Annotated in this window: 23 protein-coding genes; 13 read left to right on the forward strand and 10 right to left on the reverse strand. The window is 54.0% G+C overall.

Annotated features, from left to right (window positions below; translation table 11 throughout):
- The first annotated feature begins 2 nt into the window (after positions 1–2).
- From mcbA to ybiJ, 5 genes are all read left to right on the forward strand, one after another.
- Positions 3–263 carry a DUF1471 family periplasmic protein McbA gene (mcbA, locus tag OGX99_RS11380; protein ID WP_151219609.1) on the forward strand — a complete coding sequence of 87 codons (261 nt, stop codon included), beginning with the start codon at positions 3–5 and terminating at the stop codon, positions 261–263.
- Positions 264–554: 291 nt separating this feature from the next.
- Positions 555–2,840, forward strand: coding sequence for a catecholate siderophore receptor Fiu (locus OGX99_RS11385; RefSeq protein WP_286543582.1), 2,286 nt, complete (start codon positions 555–557; stop codon positions 2,838–2,840).
- 43 nt (positions 2,841–2,883) lie between these two features.
- Positions 2,884–3,561, forward strand: coding sequence for a PKHD-type hydroxylase YbiX (gene ybiX, locus OGX99_RS11390; RefSeq protein WP_151219607.1), 678 nt, complete (start codon positions 2,884–2,886; stop codon positions 3,559–3,561).
- A gap of 75 nt (positions 3,562–3,636) precedes the next feature.
- Positions 3,637–3,903 (forward strand): DksA/TraR family C4-type zinc finger protein, encoded by a 267-nt coding sequence (locus OGX99_RS11395; protein ID WP_142417726.1) that lies wholly within the window; start codon positions 3,637–3,639, stop codon positions 3,901–3,903.
- Positions 3,904–4,204: 301 nt separating this feature from the next.
- Complete coding sequence (gene ybiJ, locus OGX99_RS11400) at positions 4,205–4,465, forward strand: DUF1471 family protein YbiJ (protein ID WP_286543584.1); 261 nt, start codon at positions 4,205–4,207, stop codon at positions 4,463–4,465.
- A 97-nt stretch (positions 4,466–4,562) separates the two neighbouring features.
- Here ybiJ and OGX99_RS11405 read toward each other — a convergent pair whose 3' ends face one another.
- The 4 genes from OGX99_RS11405 to rhlE all read right to left on the reverse strand — a co-directional run bounded on the left by OGX99_RS11405 (position 4,563) and on the right by rhlE (position 10,397).
- Positions 4,563–5,648 carry a malate/lactate/ureidoglycolate dehydrogenase gene (locus OGX99_RS11405; RefSeq protein WP_286537956.1) on the reverse strand — a complete coding sequence of 362 codons (1,086 nt, stop codon included), beginning with the start codon at positions 5,646–5,648 and terminating at the stop codon, positions 4,563–4,565.
- A 160-nt stretch (positions 5,649–5,808) separates the two neighbouring features.
- A complete protein-coding gene (ybiB, locus tag OGX99_RS11410; RefSeq protein WP_151224987.1) occupies positions 5,809–6,777 on the reverse strand; it encodes a DNA-binding protein YbiB in 969 nt (322 codons plus the stop codon).
- A 29-nt stretch (positions 6,778–6,806) separates the two neighbouring features.
- Positions 6,807–8,957, reverse strand: coding sequence for an ATP-dependent DNA helicase DinG (dinG, locus tag OGX99_RS11415; protein WP_286543588.1), 2,151 nt, complete (start codon positions 8,955–8,957; stop codon positions 6,807–6,809).
- A gap of 96 nt (positions 8,958–9,053) precedes the next feature.
- Entirely contained in the window at positions 9,054–10,397 is a 1,344-nt protein-coding gene (rhlE, locus tag OGX99_RS11420) for an ATP-dependent RNA helicase RhlE (RefSeq protein WP_103768876.1), read from the reverse strand.
- A gap of 221 nt (positions 10,398–10,618) precedes the next feature.
- On the opposite strand from rhlE, the gene cecR reads away from it, so the two are divergent.
- The 5 genes from cecR to OGX99_RS11445 are packed head-to-tail and all read left to right on the forward strand — an operon-like array spanning position 10,619 to position 16,260.
- Positions 10,619–11,296, forward strand: a complete 678-nt coding sequence (cecR, locus tag OGX99_RS11425) for a transcriptional regulator CecR (RefSeq protein ID WP_151219603.1) — start codon at positions 10,619–10,621, stop codon at positions 11,294–11,296.
- Positions 11,293–12,288 carry a secretion protein HlyD gene (hlyD, locus tag OGX99_RS11430; RefSeq protein WP_151224986.1) on the forward strand — a complete coding sequence of 332 codons (996 nt, stop codon included), beginning with the start codon at positions 11,293–11,295 and terminating at the stop codon, positions 12,286–12,288. The genes cecR and hlyD overlap by 4 nt, the downstream gene beginning before the upstream one ends.
- Positions 12,281–14,017 (forward strand): ATP-binding cassette domain-containing protein, encoded by a 1,737-nt coding sequence (locus tag OGX99_RS11435; RefSeq protein ID WP_286543593.1) that lies wholly within the window; start codon positions 12,281–12,283, stop codon positions 14,015–14,017. Before hlyD ends, OGX99_RS11435 begins: the two co-directional genes overlap by 8 nt.
- Complete coding sequence (locus tag OGX99_RS11440) at positions 14,010–15,143, forward strand: ABC transporter permease (protein WP_003831545.1); 1,134 nt, start codon at positions 14,010–14,012, stop codon at positions 15,141–15,143. The genes OGX99_RS11435 and OGX99_RS11440 overlap by 8 nt, the downstream gene beginning before the upstream one ends.
- Positions 15,144–15,153: 10 nt before the next feature.
- A complete protein-coding gene (locus OGX99_RS11445) occupies positions 15,154–16,260 on the forward strand; it encodes an ABC transporter permease (protein ID WP_003837035.1) in 1,107 nt (368 codons plus the stop codon).
- Here the strand turns inward: OGX99_RS11445 and OGX99_RS11450 are convergent.
- On the reverse strand, positions 16,222–16,632 hold the full coding sequence (locus OGX99_RS11450; protein ID WP_016152353.1) for a YbhQ family protein: 411 nt from the start codon (positions 16,630–16,632) through the stop codon (positions 16,222–16,224). The two genes, OGX99_RS11445 and OGX99_RS11450, sit on opposite strands and share 39 nt — an antisense overlap.
- A 131-nt stretch (positions 16,633–16,763) precedes the next feature.
- Here OGX99_RS11450 and OGX99_RS11455 point away from each other — a divergent pair, with 131 nt between their 5' ends.
- Genes OGX99_RS11455 through OGX99_RS11465 form a run of 3 tightly spaced genes read left to right on the forward strand, consistent with a single transcriptional unit; the run spans position 16,764 to position 19,725 of the window.
- Entirely contained in the window at positions 16,764–17,525 is a 762-nt protein-coding gene (locus OGX99_RS11455) for an endonuclease/exonuclease/phosphatase family protein (protein ID WP_210904860.1), read from the forward strand.
- A complete protein-coding gene (gene clsB, locus OGX99_RS11460) occupies positions 17,522–18,763 on the forward strand; it encodes a cardiolipin synthase ClsB (RefSeq protein ID WP_151219600.1) in 1,242 nt (413 codons plus the stop codon). Before OGX99_RS11455 ends, clsB begins: the two co-directional genes overlap by 4 nt.
- Complete coding sequence (locus OGX99_RS11465; protein WP_187252759.1) at positions 18,763–19,725, forward strand: lysylphosphatidylglycerol synthase domain-containing protein; 963 nt, start codon at positions 18,763–18,765, stop codon at positions 19,723–19,725. Before clsB ends, OGX99_RS11465 begins: the two co-directional genes overlap by 1 nt.
- A 39-nt stretch (positions 19,726–19,764) precedes the next feature.
- Here OGX99_RS11465 and OGX99_RS11470 read toward each other — a convergent pair whose 3' ends face one another.
- The 5 genes from OGX99_RS11470 to moaB are packed head-to-tail and all read right to left on the reverse strand — an operon-like array spanning position 19,765 to position 22,206.
- A complete protein-coding gene (locus OGX99_RS11470; RefSeq protein WP_038639068.1) occupies positions 19,765–20,469 on the reverse strand; it encodes a Bax inhibitor-1/YccA family protein in 705 nt (234 codons plus the stop codon).
- Positions 20,470–20,513: 44 nt separating this feature from the next.
- Positions 20,514–20,966, reverse strand: coding sequence for a molybdopterin synthase catalytic subunit MoaE (gene moaE / locus OGX99_RS11475; RefSeq protein WP_187260183.1), 453 nt, complete (start codon positions 20,964–20,966; stop codon positions 20,514–20,516).
- Between the two features lies 1 nt (position 20,967).
- The gene (gene moaD, locus OGX99_RS11480) at positions 20,968–21,213 is read right to left on the reverse strand and encodes a molybdopterin synthase sulfur carrier subunit (RefSeq protein ID WP_151219598.1); all 246 of its coding nucleotides are present in this window, start codon (positions 21,211–21,213) and stop codon (positions 20,968–20,970) included.
- Entirely contained in the window at positions 21,206–21,691 is a 486-nt protein-coding gene (gene moaC, locus OGX99_RS11485) for a cyclic pyranopterin monophosphate synthase MoaC (RefSeq protein WP_151219597.1), read from the reverse strand. Before moaC ends, moaD begins: the two co-directional genes overlap by 8 nt.
- Positions 21,692–21,693: 2 nt before the next feature.
- A complete protein-coding gene (gene moaB, locus OGX99_RS11490) occupies positions 21,694–22,206 on the reverse strand; it encodes a molybdenum cofactor biosynthesis protein B (RefSeq protein WP_003035187.1) in 513 nt (170 codons plus the stop codon).
- Between the last annotated feature and the right edge of the window lie 2 nt (positions 22,207–22,208).

Genomic DNA, 22,208 nt, shown 5'->3' on the forward strand with positions numbered 1-22,208 from the left:
CCATGAAGAAATGCCTCACATTACTTGCCGCTACCGTACTGGCCGGCATGACCTTTGCGTCATTTGCTGCACAGCCCTACACCAGCCCAGCCACCGGTCAGTTACACGCTTCCGGCACAGTATCTGCTACCGGTGCAACTAACCTGAGCGATCTCGAAGACAAGCTGGCAGAAAAAGCGAAAGAACAAGGCGCAAAAGGCTTTGTTGTTAACTCTGCGGGCGGTAAAAACCAGATGTACGGTACCGCAACTATTTATAAGTAGCCCCCACCTCATCCCAACTGCATTCGACCCGAATGCAGTTTTTTGCGCTCTCATCACGCCACACACAGCTCAAATCGTAATCATCATGTTGGAATTTTGAATCCAATGTAAATAAATGTATTTATTTTTGAATTAATGAATGCTAAAACTCCTCACTGATTAGAAATGATTATCAAAATCATTATCAATTACACATTCATTTTCGCGAGACCTGCAGGGTACAACATCCACAGAGATGTCCCTTCGCGTGAGTGAAACCGTCTACTCAAAAATAATAAGTCACTTATTAACATGGATAAAAATCGCAACTTGCCGTCCAGTAGTTTTCATTCACTGACTTTTTTTGCTGGTCTGTGCATTGGCCTGTCTCCGGTAGCCCAGGCTGTCGCTGCAGGCGATCAGGATAAAAAACAAGAAGATACATTGGTCGTTGAAGCGACCAAACCTTCGCTGTATGCCCCAACACAGTCTGCCGACCCTAAATTCTCCCGCCCGGTAGCGGATACCACCCGCACCATGACGGTGATTTCTGAACAAGTGATTAAGGATCAAGGCGCAACAAATCTGACCGATGCGCTGAAAAACGTACCGGGCGTTGGCGCGTTTTTCGCTGGCGAAAACGGCAATTCCACTACCGGTGATGCGGTTTATATGCGTGGTGCGGATACCTCAAACAGTATTTATATCGACGGTATTCGTGATATTGGCAGCGTCACGCGCGATACCTTCAATACCGAACAGGTCGAAGTGATCAAAGGCCCTTCCGGCACCGACTATGGGCGTAGCGCACCGACAGGTTCCATCAATATGATCAGTAAACAGCCGCGCACCGACTCCGGGATCGATGCGTCGGCCAGCGTCGGCAGCGCCTGGTTCCGCCGTGGTACGCTGGACATTAACCAGGCTATCGGCGACACCACAGCCGCACGTTTAAATCTGATGGGCGAAAAAACACATGATGCCGGTCGCGACAGCGTAAAGAATGAACGTTACGGTGTGGCCCCCTCTCTCGCTTTTGGCTTGGGCACCGAGAACCGACTGTATCTGAACTATCTGCACGTGACTCAGCACAACACGCCGGATGGAGGCATCCCCACTATCGGCCTGCCGGGTTACTCTGCGCCTTCCGCAGGAACGTCTGCACTGAATCATTCAGGAAAAGTCGATACGCATAACTTCTACGGTACCAACTCGGATTACGACGATTCGACGACCGATACCGCGACAATGCGTTTTGAACATGACCTGAGCGACAGCACCACGATTCGCAACACCACCCGCTGGTCGCGTATTAAACAGGATTATCTGATGACGGCGGTGATGGGCGGTGCGTCTAACATTACGCAACCCACCAGCAGCGTCGACACCTGGACATGGTCACGCCTGGCAAATACCAAAGATGTCAGTAACAAAATCCTGACCAACCAGACTAACCTGACCTCAAAATTTTACACCGGGTCCATCGGCCACGACATCAGTACCGGTGTGGAACTGGCGCGCGAAACACAAACCAACTATGGTGTAGCCCCGCTCACCCCGCCGCCGGTTAATATTTATCATCCCAACAGCGACGTGAATATCGGCGGATTATCGCGTAGTGGTGCCAACGCCAACGGGCAAACCGACACCTTTGGCGTATACGCTTTTGATACGTTACAAATTACCCGTGAGTTTGAGCTAAACGGCGGTATTCGCCTCGACAATTACCGCACTGAATATGACAGCGCCACCGCTTGCGGCGCTTCCGGCCGTGGTGCAATTGCATGTCCGACAGGCGTCGCCAAAGGTTCTCCGGTTACGACCGTGGATACGGCCAAATCAGGCAATCTGGTGAACTGGAAAGCGGGCGCGCTGTATCACCTGACCGATAACGGCAATGTCTACATTAACTATGCCGTTTCTCAGCAACCGCCGGGCGGCAGCAACTTTGCCCTTGCGCAGGGAGGAACCGGTAACAGCGCAAACCGTACCGACTTCAAACCACAGAAAGCGAAAACCAGCGAGATCGGCACCAAATGGGAGGTGCTGGATAAGCGCCTGCTGTTAACCGCCGCGATTTTCCGCACAGATATTGAGAATGAAGTAGAGCAGAACGACGACGGAACATATTCCCAGTACGGGGAGAAACGCGTTGAAGGCTACGAACTCTCCGTAGCTGGCAACATCACCCCCGCATGGCAGGTTATTGGAGGATACACCCAGCAACGCGCCACGATCCACAGCGGCAAAAACATTGCTCAGGATGGTTCTTCTTCCCTGCCCTATACGCCAGAACATGCCTTCACGCTGTGGAGCCAGTATCAGGCTACCGATGATATTTCCGTTGGCGCGGGCGCACGCTACGTGGGCAGCATGCATCGCGGTTCGGACGGCGCAGTGGGTACGCCATCTTATACTGAAGGTTACTGGGTCGCCGACGCCAGGCTGGGTTATCGCGTGAATCGCAATCTCGATTTCCAGCTGAACGTCTATAACCTGTTCGACACCGATTATGTATCCTCCATCAACAAGAGCGGATACCGTTACCATCCGGGCGAGCCAAGAACCTTCCTGCTCACCGCCAATATGCATTTCTGATCCATCTCGTGGGGCGAAAGCCCCACTTTCAGGAGAAACACTGATGATGTACCACATTCCCGGCGTTCTGTCGGCGCAGGATGTCGCCTGGTTTCGCGAACAACTGGACGCTGCCGACTGGATTGATGGCCGAGCAACCACCGGCGCCCAGGGCGCGCAGGTAAAAAACAACCAGCAGGTGGATACGCAAAGCGAGCGTTACGGCGTTTTGCAACAAGCGGTACAAACTGCGGTGAATAACAGCCCGCTTTTCTTCGCCGCAGCATTACCGAAAACGCTCTCCACACCGCTGTTTAATCGCTACCAGGACCATGAAACCTACGGTTTCCACGTTGACGGCGCGGTACGTAGTCATCCGGAAAACGGCTGGATGCGCACAGACCTTTCCGCCACCTTATTCCTCAGTAATCCCGACGATTATGCGGGAGGAGAACTGCTGGTCAATGATACCTACGGCCAGCACGCGGTAAAACTTCCAGCGGGCGATCTGGTGCTTTACCCTTCCAGCAGCTTGCACTGCGTTACGCCGGTAACCCGTGGGGTTCGTGTGGCATCCTTTATGTGGATCCAGTCGATGATCCGAGATGACAAAAATCGCGCCATGCTTTTTGAACTGGATAAAAACATTCAGTCCCTGAAGGCGCGTCATGGGGAAAGTAGCGAGATCCTGTCGTTACTCAATCTCTACCATAACCTGCTGCGCGAATGGTCTGAAATCTGATACCGCTGATGCGTGGTCGTTTTTCGCCCATCACATTCGCTATACTTATTCTGTAGACATCAGCAGGAGGTACATATGGCATCCGGATGGGCAAATGACGACGCAGTTAACGAACAGATCAACAATACTATTGAAGATGCTGTTGCCCGCGCCCGTGGTGAGTTACCGACGGGGGAAAGTCTGTATGAATGCGAAGAATGCGGCAATCCTATCCCACAGGCCAGGCGTGAGGCAGTACCTGGCGTACGCTTGTGCATTACATGCCAACAGGATAAAGATTCACATAATGCAGCATTTTCAGGATATAATCGCAGAGGTTCGAAAGATAGCCAGCTACGTTGACTCATCTTTACCAAAAGTTTCAGCGCATACGATTTCCTTTACGAGCACGCTTTTTTGCACTCTGTGTGGCAAAATGTGCCGTTGTTGGTTTCTCTGTAAAGCGTAGTGACAAGAACTGTAAATCCCTCATCTGAATTTATTAATATTCAATAAGTTATTTGTCATTCAATTTTTTTGATTGATGTCGTCAATTCTATTCGATTTTCTCTCGCCAAAAAAAACGTGATACTTATCACATCGACGAAACAACGTCTTCTTAACAGAACACTAACTAACAGAACAAACCTGCGAGAGATTAATCATGAAATACATTAAATATGCTGTTGCTGCTATCGCCCTGTCTACCCTGTCATTTGGCGTTTTCGCTGCCGAGCCGGTTTCCTCCACTCAGGCACAAAGCATGAATAAAATTGGTGTAGTTTCTGCTGATGGGGCCACCACACTGGATGGCCTGGAAGCCAAACTGGCTGAGAAAGCGGCTGCTGCTGGTGCATCTGGTTACAGCATCACTTCCGCTGTCGGTAAAGACAAAATGAGCGGCACCGCGGTTATCTATAAATAACCGAAAGATTACCTGTACGACCCAATGCTCCAACCCTCATTGACCCTGTTTGTTACCCTTTGTTTGCCCGTCCGCCACTGGACGGGCTTTTTTTTGCTTAGTGTTCCAGTCGTTGACGGAATTCCTGCAACACGGCGTCTGGCATGCCCATTTGCAGTGCCGCCTCACAAATCGCTTGCCAGCTTCCGGCATCCAGCGGAATACCGTGTTCCAGCCGTTCCTCGCGAGTATTCACTTCCCACTCCCCAGGCAACAGGATCGGGGCATCTTCAGCATGCGGGGACGCTTTCACCCATTCGGCAAATGCCGCAACCTGGTTGTCACAGTCCGGCGCGCTAAACAGTTCCGGATTCATAATAATAGTGGTCATACAGTTGATGATGGCGTCCGGGCTGGTCTGCAGGCTCTCTTCATGTGTGGTTTTACCCCCTGAAAGCGCACCACCCATAATTTCACACATCGCGGCCAGCGCATAACCTTTGTGTTGGGCAAACGTGAGCAACGATCCCAGCGGAGAAACCTGCATTACCGCAGGATCGGTTGTAGGCACCCCGTTTGTATCAATCAGGCATCCCGGAGCCACCGGCTCCCCCTTGTGCCATGCCACACGGGTTTTGCCAAACGCGATGGCACTGGTTGCATAGTCCAGCAACAGCGGGAAGGTATTTTTACGCGGAAAAACAACGCAGAAGGGGTTAGTGCCAAAACGACTATCGCGGCCATGAAACGGTGCAACCATCGGGATCCCGACCACACTCACAAAATGCACTGAGACAAAACCTGCCGCCGCACATTGCTCCGCCCAGTAGCCAATACGTCCAATATGATGCGAATTATGTAATGCCACGGCGGCAATACCGTGCTGACGCGCTTTTTCAATCCCCAGCGTGATGGCTTCATGCGCCGCCACCTGACCAAAGGCACAATCGCCATCAAGCGTAATCACCGCCCCCGCATCTTTAACCACTTTGGCATGACGATTGATCTGCAGATGTCCCTGCGAGAATGAGCGAATATAGCTGGGGATCATGCCGATGCCGTGGGAGTCATGACCGGCGAGGTTAGAGGCTATCAGATGATCGGCCACCAGTCGCGCCTCCTGTTCATTGCTTCCCATCTGCTGAAAAACGGCCTGGGTAAATGCGTGCAGCGTTGGCGCAGGGAAGCGATGTCCACTGTTCATTGTTATCTCCTGTTGTGTCGCGTGTTGATTGTGTTTCTTATTTTTCAACAAACTATGCTGCGCCACGGCGCTCAGGAGGTCAATAAACGTGCAGAAATTTCACGTTGGCGAAAAGAGAGAACCGACAGGCCTGGAAAATGGCCCGTCGGGGAATAAAAAATCAGAAGTTTTGTTCGACGCGAGCAAGTCCTTCAGCCAGCGTCGCGGATTCACCGGTTGCCACCAGGCAGCAGGCCATCTGGATTTTCAACGATGCCGGAACCGGCTCACTGCCGGCCAGACAACGCTCAATCCAGCGCGCAGTGGTTTCCGGATCTTTTGCCACCGGCAGCGGTACCGGCTCGTCAGGCATCTCGCTCTGTCGGTCCTGTAGCACTCGCACACCGGACGAATCGATCAGGCTTATCTGCGGGCAGCGCTGCGGGTTGGCGTACACCTCGCCTTCGGTACCGTGCATCAACAGGCCACGTCCACCGATATCGCTGAAGAATTTTGCCACACGCGAGACGTATTCCGGGTGTGACACGCTGGAAAGACGCAGCGCGGCGTCTTCAGCAAACGGTGTGGCTAATTTGGCCAACGTGTGCGCACTGTTGCGCACCCCCATTCGCCAACGCATCGCCAGCTGTTTTTCCAGCGGAGGACACAGCGCGCTCACCGGGATAAACACCGGCTGATGACCATCCAGCTTTGCCTGTGCCTGCCCGGCATGCCGCGTCGGCGCAATCCCCATCAGCTCGAAAATGGTTTCTGTCAGCACGCGGGTAGGATCCTCGCTGACGCCGTGCACCACCACCGGGAAGCCCAGCTTATGCAGTAAAATCGCCAACAGCGGCGTCAAATTCGCCTGCTTGCGCGCGCCGTTGTAGCTGGGAATGACAATCGGCATGGGTTTGGCAACCGGCGGGGTCAGGCGAAGGGTGTGGTTTTGCATTGCTTCGTAAAAGCCCAGCATCTCCGCTTCGCCTTCGCCTTTAATACGTAGCGCAATCAGTACGCCGCCCATTTCAAGCTCCGGTACGTCGCCGTTCAACATATGGGTATACAGTCCGCGAGCAGTATCCTTATCCAGGTCACGCGCGTGATTTTTTCCTCGCCCAATCTCTTTTATGATTTTGCGGTAATCCATCGATAACTCCTTGCCTGTTGCTCGCATCGTTAACGCCGACGGCGACGCGTAGGTTTCGTTTTTTCTTTTGGTTTTACTATAACGTCTGGCACAGCAGGTTGCTCTATCGGAAATATGGGTAACGCGTTCAGTAAACGCTTGCCATAATTTTTGGTCAATAAACGTTTGTCATAAATAACCACTTCTCCCCAGCAGCCGTGGCTACGAATGAGTCTCCCAACCTGCTGGATCAAATTGAATGACGCCGCAGGCAGGCTTTGAACCTCGAAAGGATAGCGATTCAGGCTTTTCAACCACTCGCCCTCGGTGATCACTACCGGGCTGTCGATCGGCGGAAATGCAATTTTGTGAATATGCACCTGGGTCAGCAGGTCGCCTTTCAAGTCCAGACCTTCAGCAAAAGATTGCAGCCCAACCAGCACGCTGCGCTCGCCGTTGGTCACCCGTTTGCGGTGCAACTCTACCAGTCGATAGCGCGGCTGATCGCCCTGCACCAACAACAGCAGACGCAGATCGGTGACGTGCTCAAGAAAACGCTGCATCGCCCGACCGCTGGCAAACAGCACCAGCATCCCCTGATGCTTTTTGCTTTCCAGCTGTTCGCGGAAATAGGCGGCCATTTCCGCGATATGTTGCTCTTCGTTATCAATTAACGGTTCGTAGCGCATCTGCGGAATGACGATTTTGCCCTGTTCAACGTGATTAAACGGTGAATCCAGCGCGACAAACCGATCCCCTGCTTTTTCCTTCAGCCCACTCATCTCCTGCAAACGCGAGAAGCTGTTGAGCGAGCGCAGCGTTGCGGAAGTGACAATAATATGCGGGACGCTACGCCACAGCAGGCGTTCAAGCTGATCGCTCACACGGATCCCCACGCAGTGGAACCAGACGTGGATTTGCCCGTCACGCAGCTCGCGCGTCGCCCATTTACTCACCGGCGCGCCTGACGACTGCGCGAGCGATGCCAGCCGCCACAGTTTGCTTTGCGACTCAAACATGCCCAGCGCCCGGTTCATCTGCAAAATAACCCGATGCAGACGCACAACATCGTGCGTGCCAGTTTTTTCGCTGAGATCGTTGAGAAACAATTCCGCCAGACCGCGCAGCATTTCCGTTAGCTTCGCCAGACGCTGACAAATCTCCATCACTTCTGCAGGCAGTTCGCCCATCGCAAAGCGATGTTCCGCCTCCTGAGTAGCGGGCATATACAGATTAAGAATGCTATTAAGCGATGAAATCAGTTCATACAACTCTTCACAGTGAGCGTTCAGACGCTCGGCGTTCGCCAGCGGCGGCGTAGTTTTCGGGCGAAACTGTTCCAGGCAGGTCGCCACTAATTTGCAGAACAGATCCAGCTGGAGCCGATACCAGGGGGCGCTGATTTCTGCGCTCATCTCCAGCGCATCACGCGCGACGTCCGGCAGGTGGTGGCCTTCATCAAGGACCAGCAGCAGATTTTTCGGCTCCGGCAACACAGCTTCGCTTTCCATAGCCGCCATCACCAGCGCGTGGTTGGCCACCACCACTTCAGCCTCCTGAATCTCGCGGCGGGCGACAAAAAAGGGGCACTCACGATAGTAGTGACAGTTACGATTCAGACAGCTGGCTTTATCGGTGCTCAGGCGTTGCCAGAGTCCGTCATCGATGGCGATATCCGTGTGATCGCGCAGCCCGTCCCACTTGTAACTGTCGAGATCGCCTTTTAGCCTGGCGCAGCGCTTTTGTTCTTCCTGGTTATTGGGCGTCAGGTCATCGTCGAGAAAGGCCAGCAGATCCTGCTGATTGGGTTCGGTACTGGCCAGCGCCGCTAAATTACGCGGGCAAACATAGCGTCCGCGACCAAACGCGGCGGTAAAACGTAGGTCAGGGATAATTTTGCGCAACAGCGGTAAATCTTTGCTGTAGATCTGATCCTGCAAAGCAACATTGGCGGTACTGACCACCAGCGTTTTTTGTTCTTCACGCGCGATGGCAATACCGGGGAGCAGGTACGACAGGGTTTTCCCCACTCCGGTCGGCGCTTCAATCGCCAGATGCCGCCCTTCTTCACCTGCCAGCGTTTTCGCGACGTCGGCAATCATCTGCCGTTGCGGCGTACGGGGGATAAAGTCGGGGATCTGTTCCTGAAGCGCCTTATACCAGGCGGCGATTTGCGCTTTTAACGCGGCCGTTAGTGCCATGAGAAAACCTGAAATACTGTATAAACAGCCACTATTGTGGCACTTTCTGGTACGTGTCGCAAAAAGAAAAGCCCGACCTTTCGGCCGGGCTCGCAATTACTGCGCGGAAGACGGTTTGCGCGGACGGCGCGGTGGACGAGGCTTATCGCCCGCCGGTTTGCCTTCGCCGCTACGCGGTTTCGCTTTTGGCGCACCGCCATCCTGACGACGCGGCTGCTGGCCACGCCCGGCTCCACCCTGACCGCGACCGCCACCGCCACGCTGCTGACGACCGTTCTGGATCGGCTCGGCTTTGATGGATGGGTCCGGCTCGTAGCCTGGCGTCGCAATACGCGGGATCTCTTTTTTCAGCAGCTTCTCAATGTCACGCAGCAGCTTGTGTTCATCGACACACACCAGGGACAGCGCTTCGCCAGTGGCGGCCGCACGGCCGGTACGACCAATACGGTGCACGTAATCTTCCGGGACGTTTGGCAGCTCGTAGTTCACTACGTGCGGCAACTCTTCAATGTCCAGGCCACGCGCGGCAATATCGGTCGCCACCAGCACGCGAATATCACCGGATTTAAAATCGGCCAGCGCACGGGTACGCGCTCCCTGAGATTTGTTACCGTGGATCGCCGCGCTGCGGATGCCGTCTTTATTCAGCTGTTCCGCCAGATGGTTCGCACCGTGTTTGGTACGGGTAAACACCAGCACCTGCTGCCAGTTGCCCTGACCAATCATCTGCGACAACAGTTCACGTTTGCGTTTTTTATCCACGAAATGCACATGCTGAGTCACCTGCTCTGACGCGGTATTACGACGCGCCACTTCAATTTCCAGCGGGTTATGCAGCAGCTTTTCGGCCAGCGATTTAATATCGTCAGAGAACGTTGCAGAGAACAGCAGGTTCTGGCGTTTTGCCGGCAGCTTCGCCAGAACGCGACGAATGTCGTGAATGAAGCCCATATCCAGCATGCGGTCAGCTTCATCGAGTACCAGGATCTCAACCTGATCCAGTTTCACCGCATTCTGGTGTTCCAGATCGAGCAAACGGCCAGGCGTGGCAATCAGCACATCCACGCCACCGCGCAGCTTCATCATCTGCGGGTTGATACTAACGCCGCCAAAGACCACCAGCGAGCGGATGTTCAGATACTTACTGTAATCACGTACGTTTTCGCCAATCTGAGCCGCCAGTTCGCGGGTTGGCGTGAGGATCAGCGCACGCACCGGACGACGACTTTTACCATGCGGCTGATGAGTAATCAGGTGCTGCAACAGCGGCAGGGTAAAACCTGCCGTTTTCCCCGTACCGGTCTGGGCGCTGGCCATCAGATCGCGGCCTTCCAGCACGGCAGGGATTGCCTGCTGCTGAATAGGGGTAGGTTCACGGTAACCCTGTTCGGCAACGGCACGTAAAATATCAGGGTTTAAACCAAGGGAATCAAAAGACATAACAACTCCGAACCGCCCTGACCGTTACCGGTGTCGTTTTCAGGGAGATACATACAATAGAGATGACAAAAACCACAATGTCATGAAGGGGCGGAGTGTAGCAGTTTTTGTGATGTGCCGCATAAATTATCCCTGCTGAGGAAAATAACGCCCCGGACTGGACAAGGTTGCACATCAGTCATAATCTTAATCAATCGATTGATTAAGATCAGAGTCGTGCCATGAATACACCCACCATGACAACCAAAGGTGAACAGGCAAAAAATCAGCTTATTGCCGCCGCGTTGGCACAGTTTGGCGAGTATGGTCTGCATGCCACCACGCGCGATATCGCTGCGCAAGCCGGGCAAAATATTGCGGCTATCACCTACTATTTTGGCTCAAAAGAGGATTTGTATCTCGCCTGTGCCCAGTGGATTGCGGATTTTATCGGCTCACAGTTTCGCCCGCACGCTGAAGAAGCTGAGCGTTTGTTTGCCCAGCCAAAGCCGGATCGTGGCGCAATGCGCGAATTGATCCTGCGCGCCTGCAAAAATATGATCACGCTGCTCACCCAGGAAGACACCGTAAATCTGAGCAAATTTATCTCGCGCGAACAGCTTTCACCCACCGCGGCTTATCAACTGGTGCACGACCAGGTTATCAATCCGCTGCATACACACTTAACACGCCTGATTGCTGCTTATACAGGCGGCGATGCCAACGATACCCAAATGATTCTGCACACCCACGCCATCCTCGGCGAGGTGCTGGCCTTTCGTCTTGGGAAAGAAACCATTCTGTTGCGTACAGGTTGGTCACAATTTGATGAAGATAAAAGCGCGCTGATTGACCAAACGATCACCTGTCACATCGATCTTATTCTGCAAGGTTTAACGCAAAGGAGTCTGGAGTCATGAAAAAACCTGTCGTGCTCGGGCTGGTTATCGCGGCCCTCGTTGCCGTGATTGCCGGTGGAACGTGGTGGTATCAAAGTCGGCAAGATAACGGCCTGACGTTGTACGGCAATGTCGATATCCGTAGCGTCAACCTGAGTTTTCGCGTTGGCGGCAGGCTGGCCTCACTGGCGGTTGACGAAGGCGATGCTATTACAGCCGGTCAGGTGCTGGGTGAACTGGATCACGCCCCATATGAAAACGCGTTAATGCAGGCGAAAGCCAATGTTGCCGCCGCCCAGGCGCAATACGATCTGATGCTGGCCGGGTATCGCACAGAAGAGATTGCCCAGGCAGCAGCGGCTGTCAAACAGGCGCAGGCCGCCTATGATTACGCGCAGAACTTTTATAATCGGCAGGTAGGATTGTGGAAAAGCCGCACCATCTCCGCCAACGATCTGGAAAATGCCCGTTCATCACGCGATCAGGCGCAGGCTTCGCTGAAATCTGCGCAGGACAAACTTACCCAGTATCGCAGCGGTAATCGTGTACAGGACATTGAACAGGCGAAAGCCACGCTCGAACAAGCTCAGGCCCAGCTTGCGCAGGCAGAGCTCAATTTACACGACACCACGCTAATCTCCCCGTCTGACGGCACACTACTCACCCGTGCGGTGGAACCTGGTAGCATGCTGAACGAAGGAGGCACGGTACTGACGTTGTCGCTTACGCGTCCGGTTTGGGTTCGCGCCTACGTAGATGAGCGGAATCTGAGCCAGGCCCAACCGGGACGCGAAATCCTGCTCTACACCGATGGCCGTCCGGACAAACCGTATCACGGTAAAATCGGCTTCGTGTCGCCTACTGCCGAGTTTACGCCGAAAACAGTTGAGACTCCTGACCTGCGCACCGATCTGGTTTATCGCCTGCGTATTGTGGTGACCGACGCGGACGATGCGCTACGCCAGGGAATGCCGGTAACGATCAAATTCAGTGACGAGGCACGGCATGAATGATGCCGTTATTACGCTCAAAGGGCTGACAAAAAACTTTGCCGGAATGGAAAAACCCGCCGTCGCCCCGCTCGACTGTACCGTGCATGCGGGCTACGTGACCGGACTTGTCGGACCGGACGGCGCGGGGAAAACCACGCTGATGCGCATGCTGGCGGGATTGTTAAAACCCGATGCCGGAAGTGCTGCGGTGATTGGTTTTGATCCCATCAAGGACGACAGCGCGCTGCATGCGGTGCTGGGCTATATGCCGCAGAAATTTGGTCTGTATGAAGATTTGACCGTCATGGAGAACCTCAATCTCTATGCCGATTTGCGCAGCGTCACCGGTGAAACGCGAGAAAAAACCTTTGCCCGGTTACTGGAATTTACCTCGCTGGGGCCATTTACCGGACGACTGGCCGGCAAACTTTCCGGCGGCATGAAACAAAAGCTCGGGCTGGCCTGTACGCTGGTCGGCGAACCCAAAGTGCTGCTGCTGGATGAGCCAGGTGTGGGTGTCGACCCAATTTCCCGTCGCGAATTGTGGCAAATGGTTCATGAGCTGGCCGGGGACGGTATGCTGATCCTCTGGAGTACGTCGTACCTGGATGAAGCAGAGCAATGTCGTGATGTACTGCTGATGAACGAAGGTGAGCTGTTGTACCAGGGCGATCCCACTCAGCTGACGCAAACCATGGCGGGTCGAAGCTTCCTGATGAGCAGTCCGCAGGAAAATAACCGCCGACTGCTGCAACGCGCGTTAAAACTGCCGCTGGTCAGCGACGGGATGATTCAGGGGAAATCCGTCCGTTTAATCCTGAAAAAGGACGTGACAGTTCAGCAGATTCAACGCGCTGACGGCATGCCGGAAGTAACCATCAACGAAACCGCCCCCCGTTTCGAGGATGCTTTTATCGATTTACTCGGCGGAGCCGGGACATCGGAGTCCCCACTGGGCGCTATCCTGCATACCGTAGAAGGCACGCCTGGCGAAACGGTGATCGAAGCCAAAGCGCTGACCAAGAAATTTGGCGATTTTGCCGCGACCGACCACGTAGACTTTGCCGTGCAGCGCGGCGAGATTTTTGGCCTGCTAGGACCCAACGGCGCAGGCAAATCCACGACCTTTAAAATGATGTGCGGCCTGCTGGTTCCCACGTATGGCAAAGCGCTGGTGCTGGACATGGACCTGAAGGTCAGCTCCGGCAAAGCGCGCCAGCATCTGGGTTATATGGCGCAAAAATTCTCGCTGTACGGCAACCTGACCGTTGAGCAGAACCTGCGCTTTTTCTCCGGCGTCTACGGCCTGCGCGGTCGGGCACAGAAGGAGAAAATCGATCGTATGAGCGAGGCATTCGGTCTGAAAAGCATCGCGTCTCACGCCACCGACGAACTGCCGCTGGGCTTTAAGCAGCGCCTGGCGCTGGCCTGCTCGCTGATGCATGAACCGGATATTTTGTTCCTCGATGAACCCACTTCCGGGGTCGATCCTCTCACTCGCCGCGAGTTCTGGCTGCATATCAACAGCATGGTGGAAAAAGGTGTCACGGTAATGGTGACTACCCACTTTATGGACGAGGCGGAGTACTGCGATCGCATCGGGCTGGTGTATCGCGGCAAACTGATTGCCAGCGGTACGCCGGACGACCTGAAAGCTCAGGCTGCCGACAACGACACGCCGGATCCGACGATGGAACAGGCGTTTATCACGCTAATCAATGACTGGGATAAGGAGCACGCGCATGAGTAATTCCGCTCTCTCCTGGCGTCGCGTACGCGCGCTGTGCGTGAAAGAAACCCGCCAGATCGTCCGCGATCCCAGCAGTTGGCTGATTGCGGTGGTGATCCCGTTGCTGCTGCTGTTTATTTTCGGCTACGGGATCAACCTCGACTCCAGCAAGCTACGGGTAGGGATTTTGCTCGAACAGCAAAGCGAAGAGGCGCTGGATTTTACCCATACCATGACCGGCTCGCCGTATATTGACGCCACTATCAGCGATAACCGTCAGGAATTGATTGAGAAAATGCAGGCCGGGCGCATTCGCGGGCTGGTGGTGATCCCAGTGGATTTCGCCCAGCAGATGGCGCGACCAAACGACGTGGCGCCGATCCAGGTGATCACCGACGGCAGCGAACCCAATACTGCCAACTTTGTGCAGGGTTATGTCGAAGGTATTTGGCAGATCTGGCAACAACAGCGGGCGGAAGATCGTGGAGAATCATTCAAGCCCTTGATCGACGTGCAGACCCGCTACTGGTTTAACCCGGCAGCCATCAGCCAGCATTTTATTATTCCCGGAGCGGTAACAATTATAATGACGGTCATTGGCGCGATCCTCACCTCATTAGTAGTGGCGCGCGAATGGGAACGCGGAACCATGGAGGCGCTGCTTTCTACCGAAGTCACCCGCGTAGAGCTGCTGCTGTGTAAACTGATCCCCTATTATTTTCTCGGCATGCTGGCGATGCTGCTGTGTATGCTGGTGTCGGTATTTATTCTCGGCGTGCCCTATCGCGGCTCGCTGCTAATCCTGTTTTTCATTACCAGCCTGTTTCTGCTGAGTACGCTCGGCATGGGCCTGTTGATTTCGACTATTACCCGCAACCAGTTTAACGCCGCTCAGGTGGCGCTGAACGCCGCTTTCCTGCCCTCGATTATGCTGTCAGGTTTTATCTTCCAGATAGACAGCATGCCCGCGATTATCCGGGCGGTAACCTACATTATTCCGGCGCGTTATTTCGTCAGCACCCTGCAAAGCCTGTTTCTGGCGGGAAATATTCCTGTGGTGCTAATTATCAACGTGCTGTTTTTAATCGCTTCGGCGGTAATGTTTATTGGCCTGACGTGGCTTAAAACCAAACGTCGGCTGGATTAAGGGGACGGGCATGTTTCATCGCTTATGGACGTTAATTCGCAAAGAGCTGCAATCGCTGTTACGCGAACCGCAGACGCGAGCCATTCTGATTTTACCGGTACTGATTCAGGTGATCCTGTTCCCGTTTGCGGCGACTCTGGAAGTGACCAACGCCACGATCGCTATCTATAACGAAGACAACGGTAAACATTCGGTGGAGTTAACCCAACGCTTCGCCCGCGCCAGCGCCTTTACCCATGTTCTGCTGCTTAAAAGTCCCCAGGAAATTAAGCCGACTATCGACACGCAAAAAGCCCTGCTGCTGGTGCGCTTCCCGGCCAACTTTTCGCGCAATCTGGACACCTTCCAGCAGGCACCCATGCAAATTATCCTCGATGGGCGTAACTCCAACAGCGCGCAAATTGCCGCCAACTACCTGCAGCAGATCGTTAAGACGTATCAGCAGGAGCTGATGGACGGCAAGCCGAAACCAAACAATAGCGAGCTGGTCGTGCGTAACTGGTATAACCCGAATCTGGATTACAAATGGTTCGTAGTACCGTCGCTGATCGCGATGATCACCACTATCGGCGTAATGATCGTCACCTCGCTGTCGGTTGCCCGTGAGCGCGAACAAGGCACGCTGGATCAGCTGCTGGTCTCTCCGCTTACCACCTGGCAGATTTTCATCGGCAAAGCGGTTCCCGCGCTAATTGTGGCAACCTTTCAGGCCACCATTGTGCTGGCAATCGGCATTTGGGCTTATGACATTCCGTTTGCCGGTTCACTGGGGCTGTTCTATTTCACGATGGTGATTTACGGGCTGTCGTTGGTCGGCTTTGGTTTGCTGATTTCATCGCTGTGCGCGACACAGCAGCAGGCGTTTATCGGCGTGTTTGTGTTTATGATGCCGGCGATTTTGCTCTCAGGTTACGTCTCGCCGGTCGAAAATATGCCGGTGTGGTTACAGAATCTGACGTGGATTAACCCAATCCGCCATTTTACGGACATTACGAAACAGATTTACCTGAAGGATGCGAGTCTGCAGATTGTCTGGGGAAGTTTGTGGCCGCTGTTGGTGATAGCGGCCACAACCGGCTCAGCGGCGTATGCGATGTTTCGACGCAAGGTGATGTAGCTTTTTGTCTTTCGCCAGCAGCGAGACCACGGCGGGTCCGGCCAGGATCACCAGCCCCGCCAGTGCCAGCAAAACGTTGTTTTGCAGCACGCGTGACAGTAACCACAGCACGATCATCGCAGCACCGAAATACCACGTGGTGGTGAGTTCTTCCAGCACATCCGCTACGTCGCGCCAGCGCTGTTCATGGTGACGTTGCAAGGCCAGCATTAATAAAACTGTTACGCCGTAAACGACGCATAATCCCAGGCCGACGCGCACCAACGTGCCGCTCATCCAGCCCATTACCAGCAACGCCACTACCAGTAAATGCAACACAATCTGCCAGCAACTTAGACCCGTTGCGACACGAACACGTTGTTGCCACCTCATGGCTTTTCTCCTGAAGGATTTTCAACTAATTGTTCAGAGTACCGGACTTTACGGAAAATTCCGCAACACTGCATCTTTTTGTGACGATGACTACACTATTTTATTTAGGAAGTGACGCCAACGGGAGGCTCATGAGCGGATCGGGAGTTCAATTTTCATTCAATGTGCTCACCATTAATACTCACAAAGGGTTCACCGCCTTCAATCGGCGTTTTATTTTGCCTGAGCTAAGGGAAGCCGTCAGAACGGTTGGTGCGGACATTGTATGCCTGCAGGAAGTGATGGGTGCGCACGAAGCTCACTCATTGCGCATTGAGAACTGGCCGGATACCACCCACTACGAATTTCTGGCGGACACAATGTGGAGCGACTTCGCCTATGGGCGTAATGCTGTGTACCCGCAGGGGCATCACGGTAATGCGGTGCTATCGCGTTATCCCATTGAACATGATGAAAATCGTGATGTGTCGGTCGGCGCGAGTGAAAAGCGCGGGGTGCTTTACTGCCGTATCGCGCCACCAATGCTCTCCCACCCCATTCATGTCATGTGTGTGCATCTCGGTTTACGCGAAGCTCATCGCCAGGCCCAGCTTGCGATGCTGGCTGATTGGGTCAATGCCCTGCCCGACGCGGAACCGGTGGTGATCGCTGGAGATTTCAACGACTGGCGGCAAACGGCCAATCACCCGTTGAAAACCAGAGCCGGACTTGACGAGATTTTTACCCGCGCCCACGGTCGCCCAGCACGCACATTTCCGGTGCAGTTTCCCCTGCTGCGTCTGGACAGGATCTATGTGAAAAACGCGAATGCCAGTACCCCAACGACGCTAGCGCTGCGTCACTGGCGACATTTGTCCGATCATGCCCCTCTGAGTGCGGAGATTCATTTATGAAATATGGCTGGCGTGAAGGCAATCAAATTCAACTGCTGGAAAACGGCGATCAATTCTACCCCGCCGTTTTTGACGCCATTAAACAGGCGCAACAAAAAATTATCCTTGAGACCTTTATCTGGTTTGAAGATGCGGTAGGAAAACAGCTGCATGCCGCGTTGCTCGAAGCCGCCCGGCGAGGAATCAAAGCAGAGGTGCTGCTGGATGGCTACGGCTCGCCGGATCTTAGCGACCGTTTTGTTGAAGAGCTGACCACAGCCGGCGTTGTCTTCCGCTACTACGATCCACGTCCGCGCCTGTTCGGTATGCGCACCAATCTCTTTCGCCGAATGCATCGCAAAATAGTGGTCATTGACGATCGTGTTGCTTTTGTCGGCGGCATCAATTATTCCGCTGAACATATGTCTGATTACGGCCCGGAGGCCAAGCAGGATTACGCCGTTCGCGTTGAAGGCCCTGTTGTGGCTGATATCCTGACATTCGTGCTGGAGAACTTACCGGGGCAAAGCGCAGTACGACGCTGGTGGCGACGTCATCATCGGGCCGTCGATAATCATCATCCCGGCGAAGCACAGGCACTGTTTGTCTGGCGTGATAATGAAGAACATCGTGATGATATTGAACGCCACTATCTGAAAATGCTAACCCAGGCAAGGCGGGAAGTGATTATTGCCAATGCCTATTTCTTTCCGGGCTATCGCCTGCTGCATGCCCTGCGTAAAGCAGCGAGACGCGGCGTGCGGGTAAAACTCATCGTCCAGGGTGAACCGGATATGCCGATTGTAAAAGTTGGCGCCCGCCTGCTGTACAACTATCTGGTTAAAGGCGGCGTCCATGTTTATGAATACCGGCGTAGGCCTCTGCACGGCAAAGTGGCACTGATGGATGACCATTGGGCAACGGTCGGTTCCAGCAATCTCGACCCCCTGAGCCTGTCGCTCAATCTGGAGGCAAATCTGATTATTCATGACCGCACGTTTAACCAGACTTTACGTGACAACCTGAACCCTATCATTGCGCAGGACTGCAAGCGTGTTGATGAATCCATGCTGCCCAAGCGCACCTGGTGGAACCTGACCAAAAGCGTACTGGCGTTCCACTTTTTACGCCACTTCCCGGCTCTGGTCGGCTGGCTACCGGCGCATACCCCGCATCTGGCTGAGGTAGAGCCGCCCGCACAGCCCACGCTGGAAACGCAGGATCGTATTCCAACTGAGGATGCAGGAGGAAAATCCTGATGGCAAAAAGCCACCGACGCTGGCGATTAGCGAAAAAGATCCTTACATGGCTGTTTTTTATTGCGGTCATCGTATTGCTGGTGGTTTATGCCAGCAAAGTCAACTGGCAGGAGGTGTGGACGGTCATCCGCGATTACAACCGGATTGCCCTGCTCAGCGCCGTGGGGCTGGTGATTGTCAGTTATTTGCTTTACGGCTGTTATGACCTGCTCGGACGCTATTATTGCGGCCATAAGCTGGCAAAACGTCAGGTCATGCTGGTGTCGTTTATCTGTTACGCCTTCAACCTGACGTTAAGCACCTGGGTAGGCGGTATTGGGATGCGCTATCGGCTCTACTCTCGCCTCGGATTACCGGGGAGCACAATCACCCGCATTTTTTCGCTGAGCATTACCACCAACTGGTTGGGCTATATTCTGCTGGGCGGTTTTATTTTTACCTTCGGCATCGTTGAACTGCCCGCACACTGGTATATCGATGAAGGTACGCTGCGTATTTTAGGCGTAGCGCTGCTGCTGATTATTGTCGTTTATCTGTGGTTTTGCGCCTTCGCTAAGCATCGACACATCACCATCAAGGGCCAAAAGCTGGTGCTACCCTCCTGGAAATTTGCCCTCGCGCAAATGGCGATATCCAGTGCTAACTGGATGGTAATGGGGGCGATTATCTGGTTGTTGCTCGGTCAGAATATCGATTATTTCTTCGTGCTGGGCGTGCTGCTGGTGAGCAGTATTGCCGGCGTAATCGTGCATATTCCGGCGGGGATCGGCGTGCTGGAAGCGGTCTTTATGGCGCTGCTGGCAGGAGAAAAAACGTCTCAGGGAACGATTATTGCCGCTCTGCTGGCGTATCGCGTGTTGTACTATTTTATTCCGCTACTTCTGGCACTGGTGTGTTATTTGCTGCTGGAGAGTCGGGCAAAAAAGTTGCGGGTAAAAAACGAGAAGGCGATGGCGAAATAATTCACCGGATGGCGGCTTACGCCATCCGGTAGCGGAAAATTAACGACGATTGCCGAAGATACGCAGCAGCATCAGGAACAGGTTAATGAAGTCCAGATACAGCGTTAACGCCCCAAGAATAGCGTATTTACGCAAGTTGGAACTGTCGCGCAGATCGATCTGCTCACCGATATTTTTCAGCTTCTGCGTGTCATAGGCGGTCAGGCCGACAAACACAATCACCCCTATGTACGTCACCGCCCACATCAACGCTTCACTCTTCAGCCAGAAGTTAACCAGCGAGGCCAGCACAATACCAATCAGCGCCATAAACAGCATATTGCCGAAGCCGCTCAGATCGCGCTTGGTGGTGTAGCCGTACAAACTCATGATACCGAACATCCCGCCGGTGACCACAAAGGTACTGGCGATAGACGAATAGGTATAGACAATGAAAATGCTTGATAGCGTCAGACCGGTTAACGCCGAGTAGAGCATAAATAGCGTGGTCGCCACACCCGCGCTAAGCTTTTGCACCATGCCAGACAGGACAAACACCAGCGCCAGTTGGGCGATGATCAGGCCAAAGAAGGTGATTTTGCTGGAGAAAACAAACATCATCACCGCAGGCGTATTTGCCGCATACCAGGCGATAAACGCCGTCAGCAACAGCCCGCAAGTCATCCAGCCATAGACCTGCGCCATATAGGTTTGCAGACCGGAACGCGCCTGCACAATAGAATCGGATCGTGGGAATCGGTCCATGACAATCTCCTGAATCAGTATGAGCCTAACACAAGTGTACTACTCTACCAGCGTTTTGCCGCCTGCTTATCGCTGTCGCGAGCATCAACCCAACGTTCACCTTCCGGCGTGGCCTCGCGCTTCCAGAACGGCGCGCGGGTTTTCAGGTAATCCATAATGAACTGCCCGGCATCAAACGCACTGCTACGATGCGCGCTGGTCACGCCAACAAAAACGATTTCGTCACCCGGCCACAGTTCGCCAATGCGATGAATCACTGTTACTCGTCCCAGCGGCCAGCGCGAACGCGCTTCGTCGACAATCTCCGCCAGCGCTTTTTCGGTCATCCCTGGATAGTGTTCCAGCGTTAACGCCTGCACGCTATCGCCGAGATTGTGGTTGCGGACTTTCCCGGTGAAAGTGACCACCGCGCCGTCCTCGTCACGTTCGGCCAGCCAGGGATATTCATCCCCGACACGAAACGCCGCAGGGCCAACAACAATTCGCGTTTCAGCCATCTTAGCCTCCGGTTACCGGTGGGAAGAAAGCCACTTCGTCACCCGCGTTAAGGGTATGGTCAAAATCGACCAGCGTCTGGTTTACCGCCGCCAGCAGCTTACCGTCTTCCAGCGCCAACGCCCAGCGATCGCTTTTTGCCGCAAGATGCTTACGCAGCGCTTCTACCGTTGCAAACTCGGCGGCGACCTCTAACGCATCGGTATTTACCAGTTCGCGTACCTGAGCAAAGAAGAGAACCTTAATCATGCGCATCCACCTTAAAATCTCCGGATTTGCCGCCGCTTTTTGCCAGCAGACGCACCGGACCAATCACCATATCCTTTTGCACCGCTTTACACATATCGTAGATAGTCAACGCCGCTACGGAGGCAGCCGTTAACGCTTCCATTTCGACACCGGTTTTCCCGGTCAGGCGACACAGCGTTTCAATGCGTACGCGGTTGTGCTCAGGCTCGGCGTGCAGATTGACTTCCACCTTGCTCAGCATCAGCGGATGACACAGCGGGATAAGATCCCAGGTCCGTTTGGCGGCCTGAATACCCGCAATACGCGCCGTGGCGAATACATCGCCCTTATGGTGACTGCCATCGATAATCATCGCCAGCGTATCACTACGCATGGTAACAAAGGCTTCGGCACGCGCCTCGCGTACCGTTTCCGCTTTGGCGGAGACATCCACCATATGCGCTTCGCCAGCGGCGTTAATATGAGTCAGTTGCGACATACTTATTTCTTCAAATGTGGGTGGAAATTACACGGACGCGTACGGGCATCAAGCTGCGGCGCAATAATATTTTCCCAGGCGGTACGACACGCTTTGGTCGACCCCGGCATGGCGAAAATCAGCGTTTTATTGGCGACTCCGGCAATCGCCCGGGATTGCAGCGTCGCGGTGCCAATCTCTTCAAACGACAACATACGGAAGACTTCGCCGAACCCTTCAACTTCTCTGTCGAACAACGGTTGCAGCGCTTCCGGCGCCTGGTCCCCTTCGGTTAACCCGGTGCCGCCGGTGATGAGCACAACCTGCACGTCGTCACTGGCAATCCAGGCTGAAACCTGGGCGCGGATGGCGTAACGGTTCTCTTTGACAATCGCCTTGTCGACTATTTGATGACCCGCTTCTTGCGCCGAGTCACGCAGATAATGGCCGGAGGTGTCATCTTCTTCACCACGACGATTGGAAACAGTAAGAATAGCAATGCGTGTCGGGATAAATTCAGCGCTTACCTGACTCATGA

Origin of the sequence: Citrobacter sp. Cu096, from assembly GCF_030332285.1 — a bacterium.
Classification (GTDB): domain Bacteria; phylum Pseudomonadota; class Gammaproteobacteria; order Enterobacterales; family Enterobacteriaceae; genus Citrobacter; species Citrobacter meridianamericanus.

What these genes read in the sequence shown, in the direction of transcription:
- moaB (WP_003035187.1), bottom strand. Translation starts at nt 22,206, where the DNA reads ATGAGTCAGGTAAGCGCTGAATTTATCCCGACACGCATTGCTATTCTT.
- OGX99_RS11465 (WP_187252759.1), top strand. Translation starts at nt 18,763, where the DNA reads ATGGCAAAAAGCCACCGACGCTGGCGATTAGCGAAAAAGATCCTTACA.
- OGX99_RS11395 (WP_142417726.1), top strand. Translation starts at nt 3,637, where the DNA reads ATGGCATCCGGATGGGCAAATGACGACGCAGTTAACGAACAGATCAAC.
- ybiB (WP_151224987.1), bottom strand. Translation starts at nt 6,777, where the DNA reads ATGGATTACCGCAAAATCATAAAAGAGATTGGGCGAGGAAAAAATCAC.
- moaC (WP_151219597.1), bottom strand. Translation starts at nt 21,691, where the DNA reads ATGTCGCAACTGACTCATATTAACGCCGCTGGCGAAGCGCATATGGTG.
- mcbA (WP_151219609.1), top strand. Translation starts at nt 3, where the DNA reads ATGAAGAAATGCCTCACATTACTTGCCGCTACCGTACTGGCCGGCATG.
- moaE (WP_187260183.1), bottom strand. Translation starts at nt 20,966, where the DNA reads ATGGCTGAAACGCGAATTGTTGTTGGCCCTGCGGCGTTTCGTGTCGGG.
- OGX99_RS11470 (WP_038639068.1), bottom strand. Translation starts at nt 20,469, where the DNA reads ATGGACCGATTCCCACGATCCGATTCTATTGTGCAGGCGCGTTCCGGT.
- ybiJ (WP_286543584.1), top strand. Translation starts at nt 4,205, where the DNA reads ATGAAATACATTAAATATGCTGTTGCTGCTATCGCCCTGTCTACCCTG.
- OGX99_RS11455 (WP_210904860.1), top strand. Translation starts at nt 16,764, where the DNA reads ATGAGCGGATCGGGAGTTCAATTTTCATTCAATGTGCTCACCATTAAT.
- OGX99_RS11450 (WP_016152353.1), bottom strand. Translation starts at nt 16,632, where the DNA reads ATGAGGTGGCAACAACGTGTTCGTGTCGCAACGGGTCTAAGTTGCTGG.
- OGX99_RS11435 (WP_286543593.1), top strand. Translation starts at nt 12,281, where the DNA reads ATGAATGATGCCGTTATTACGCTCAAAGGGCTGACAAAAAACTTTGCC.
- dinG (WP_286543588.1), bottom strand. Translation starts at nt 8,957, where the DNA reads ATGGCACTAACGGCCGCGTTAAAAGCGCAAATCGCCGCCTGGTATAAG.
- OGX99_RS11385 (WP_286543582.1), top strand. Translation starts at nt 555, where the DNA reads ATGGATAAAAATCGCAACTTGCCGTCCAGTAGTTTTCATTCACTGACT.
- cecR (WP_151219603.1), top strand. Translation starts at nt 10,619, where the DNA reads ATGAATACACCCACCATGACAACCAAAGGTGAACAGGCAAAAAATCAG.
- clsB (WP_151219600.1), top strand. Translation starts at nt 17,522, where the DNA reads ATGAAATATGGCTGGCGTGAAGGCAATCAAATTCAACTGCTGGAAAAC.
- OGX99_RS11405 (WP_286537956.1), bottom strand. Translation starts at nt 5,648, where the DNA reads ATGAACAGTGGACATCGCTTCCCTGCGCCAACGCTGCACGCATTTACC.
- OGX99_RS11440 (WP_003831545.1), top strand. Translation starts at nt 14,010, where the DNA reads ATGAGTAATTCCGCTCTCTCCTGGCGTCGCGTACGCGCGCTGTGCGTG.
- OGX99_RS11445 (WP_003837035.1), top strand. Translation starts at nt 15,154, where the DNA reads ATGTTTCATCGCTTATGGACGTTAATTCGCAAAGAGCTGCAATCGCTG.
- ybiX (WP_151219607.1), top strand. Translation starts at nt 2,884, where the DNA reads ATGATGTACCACATTCCCGGCGTTCTGTCGGCGCAGGATGTCGCCTGG.
- moaD (WP_151219598.1), bottom strand. Translation starts at nt 21,213, where the DNA reads ATGATTAAGGTTCTCTTCTTTGCTCAGGTACGCGAACTGGTAAATACC.
- rhlE (WP_103768876.1), bottom strand. Translation starts at nt 10,397, where the DNA reads ATGTCTTTTGATTCCCTTGGTTTAAACCCTGATATTTTACGTGCCGTT.
- hlyD (WP_151224986.1), top strand. Translation starts at nt 11,293, where the DNA reads ATGAAAAAACCTGTCGTGCTCGGGCTGGTTATCGCGGCCCTCGTTGCC.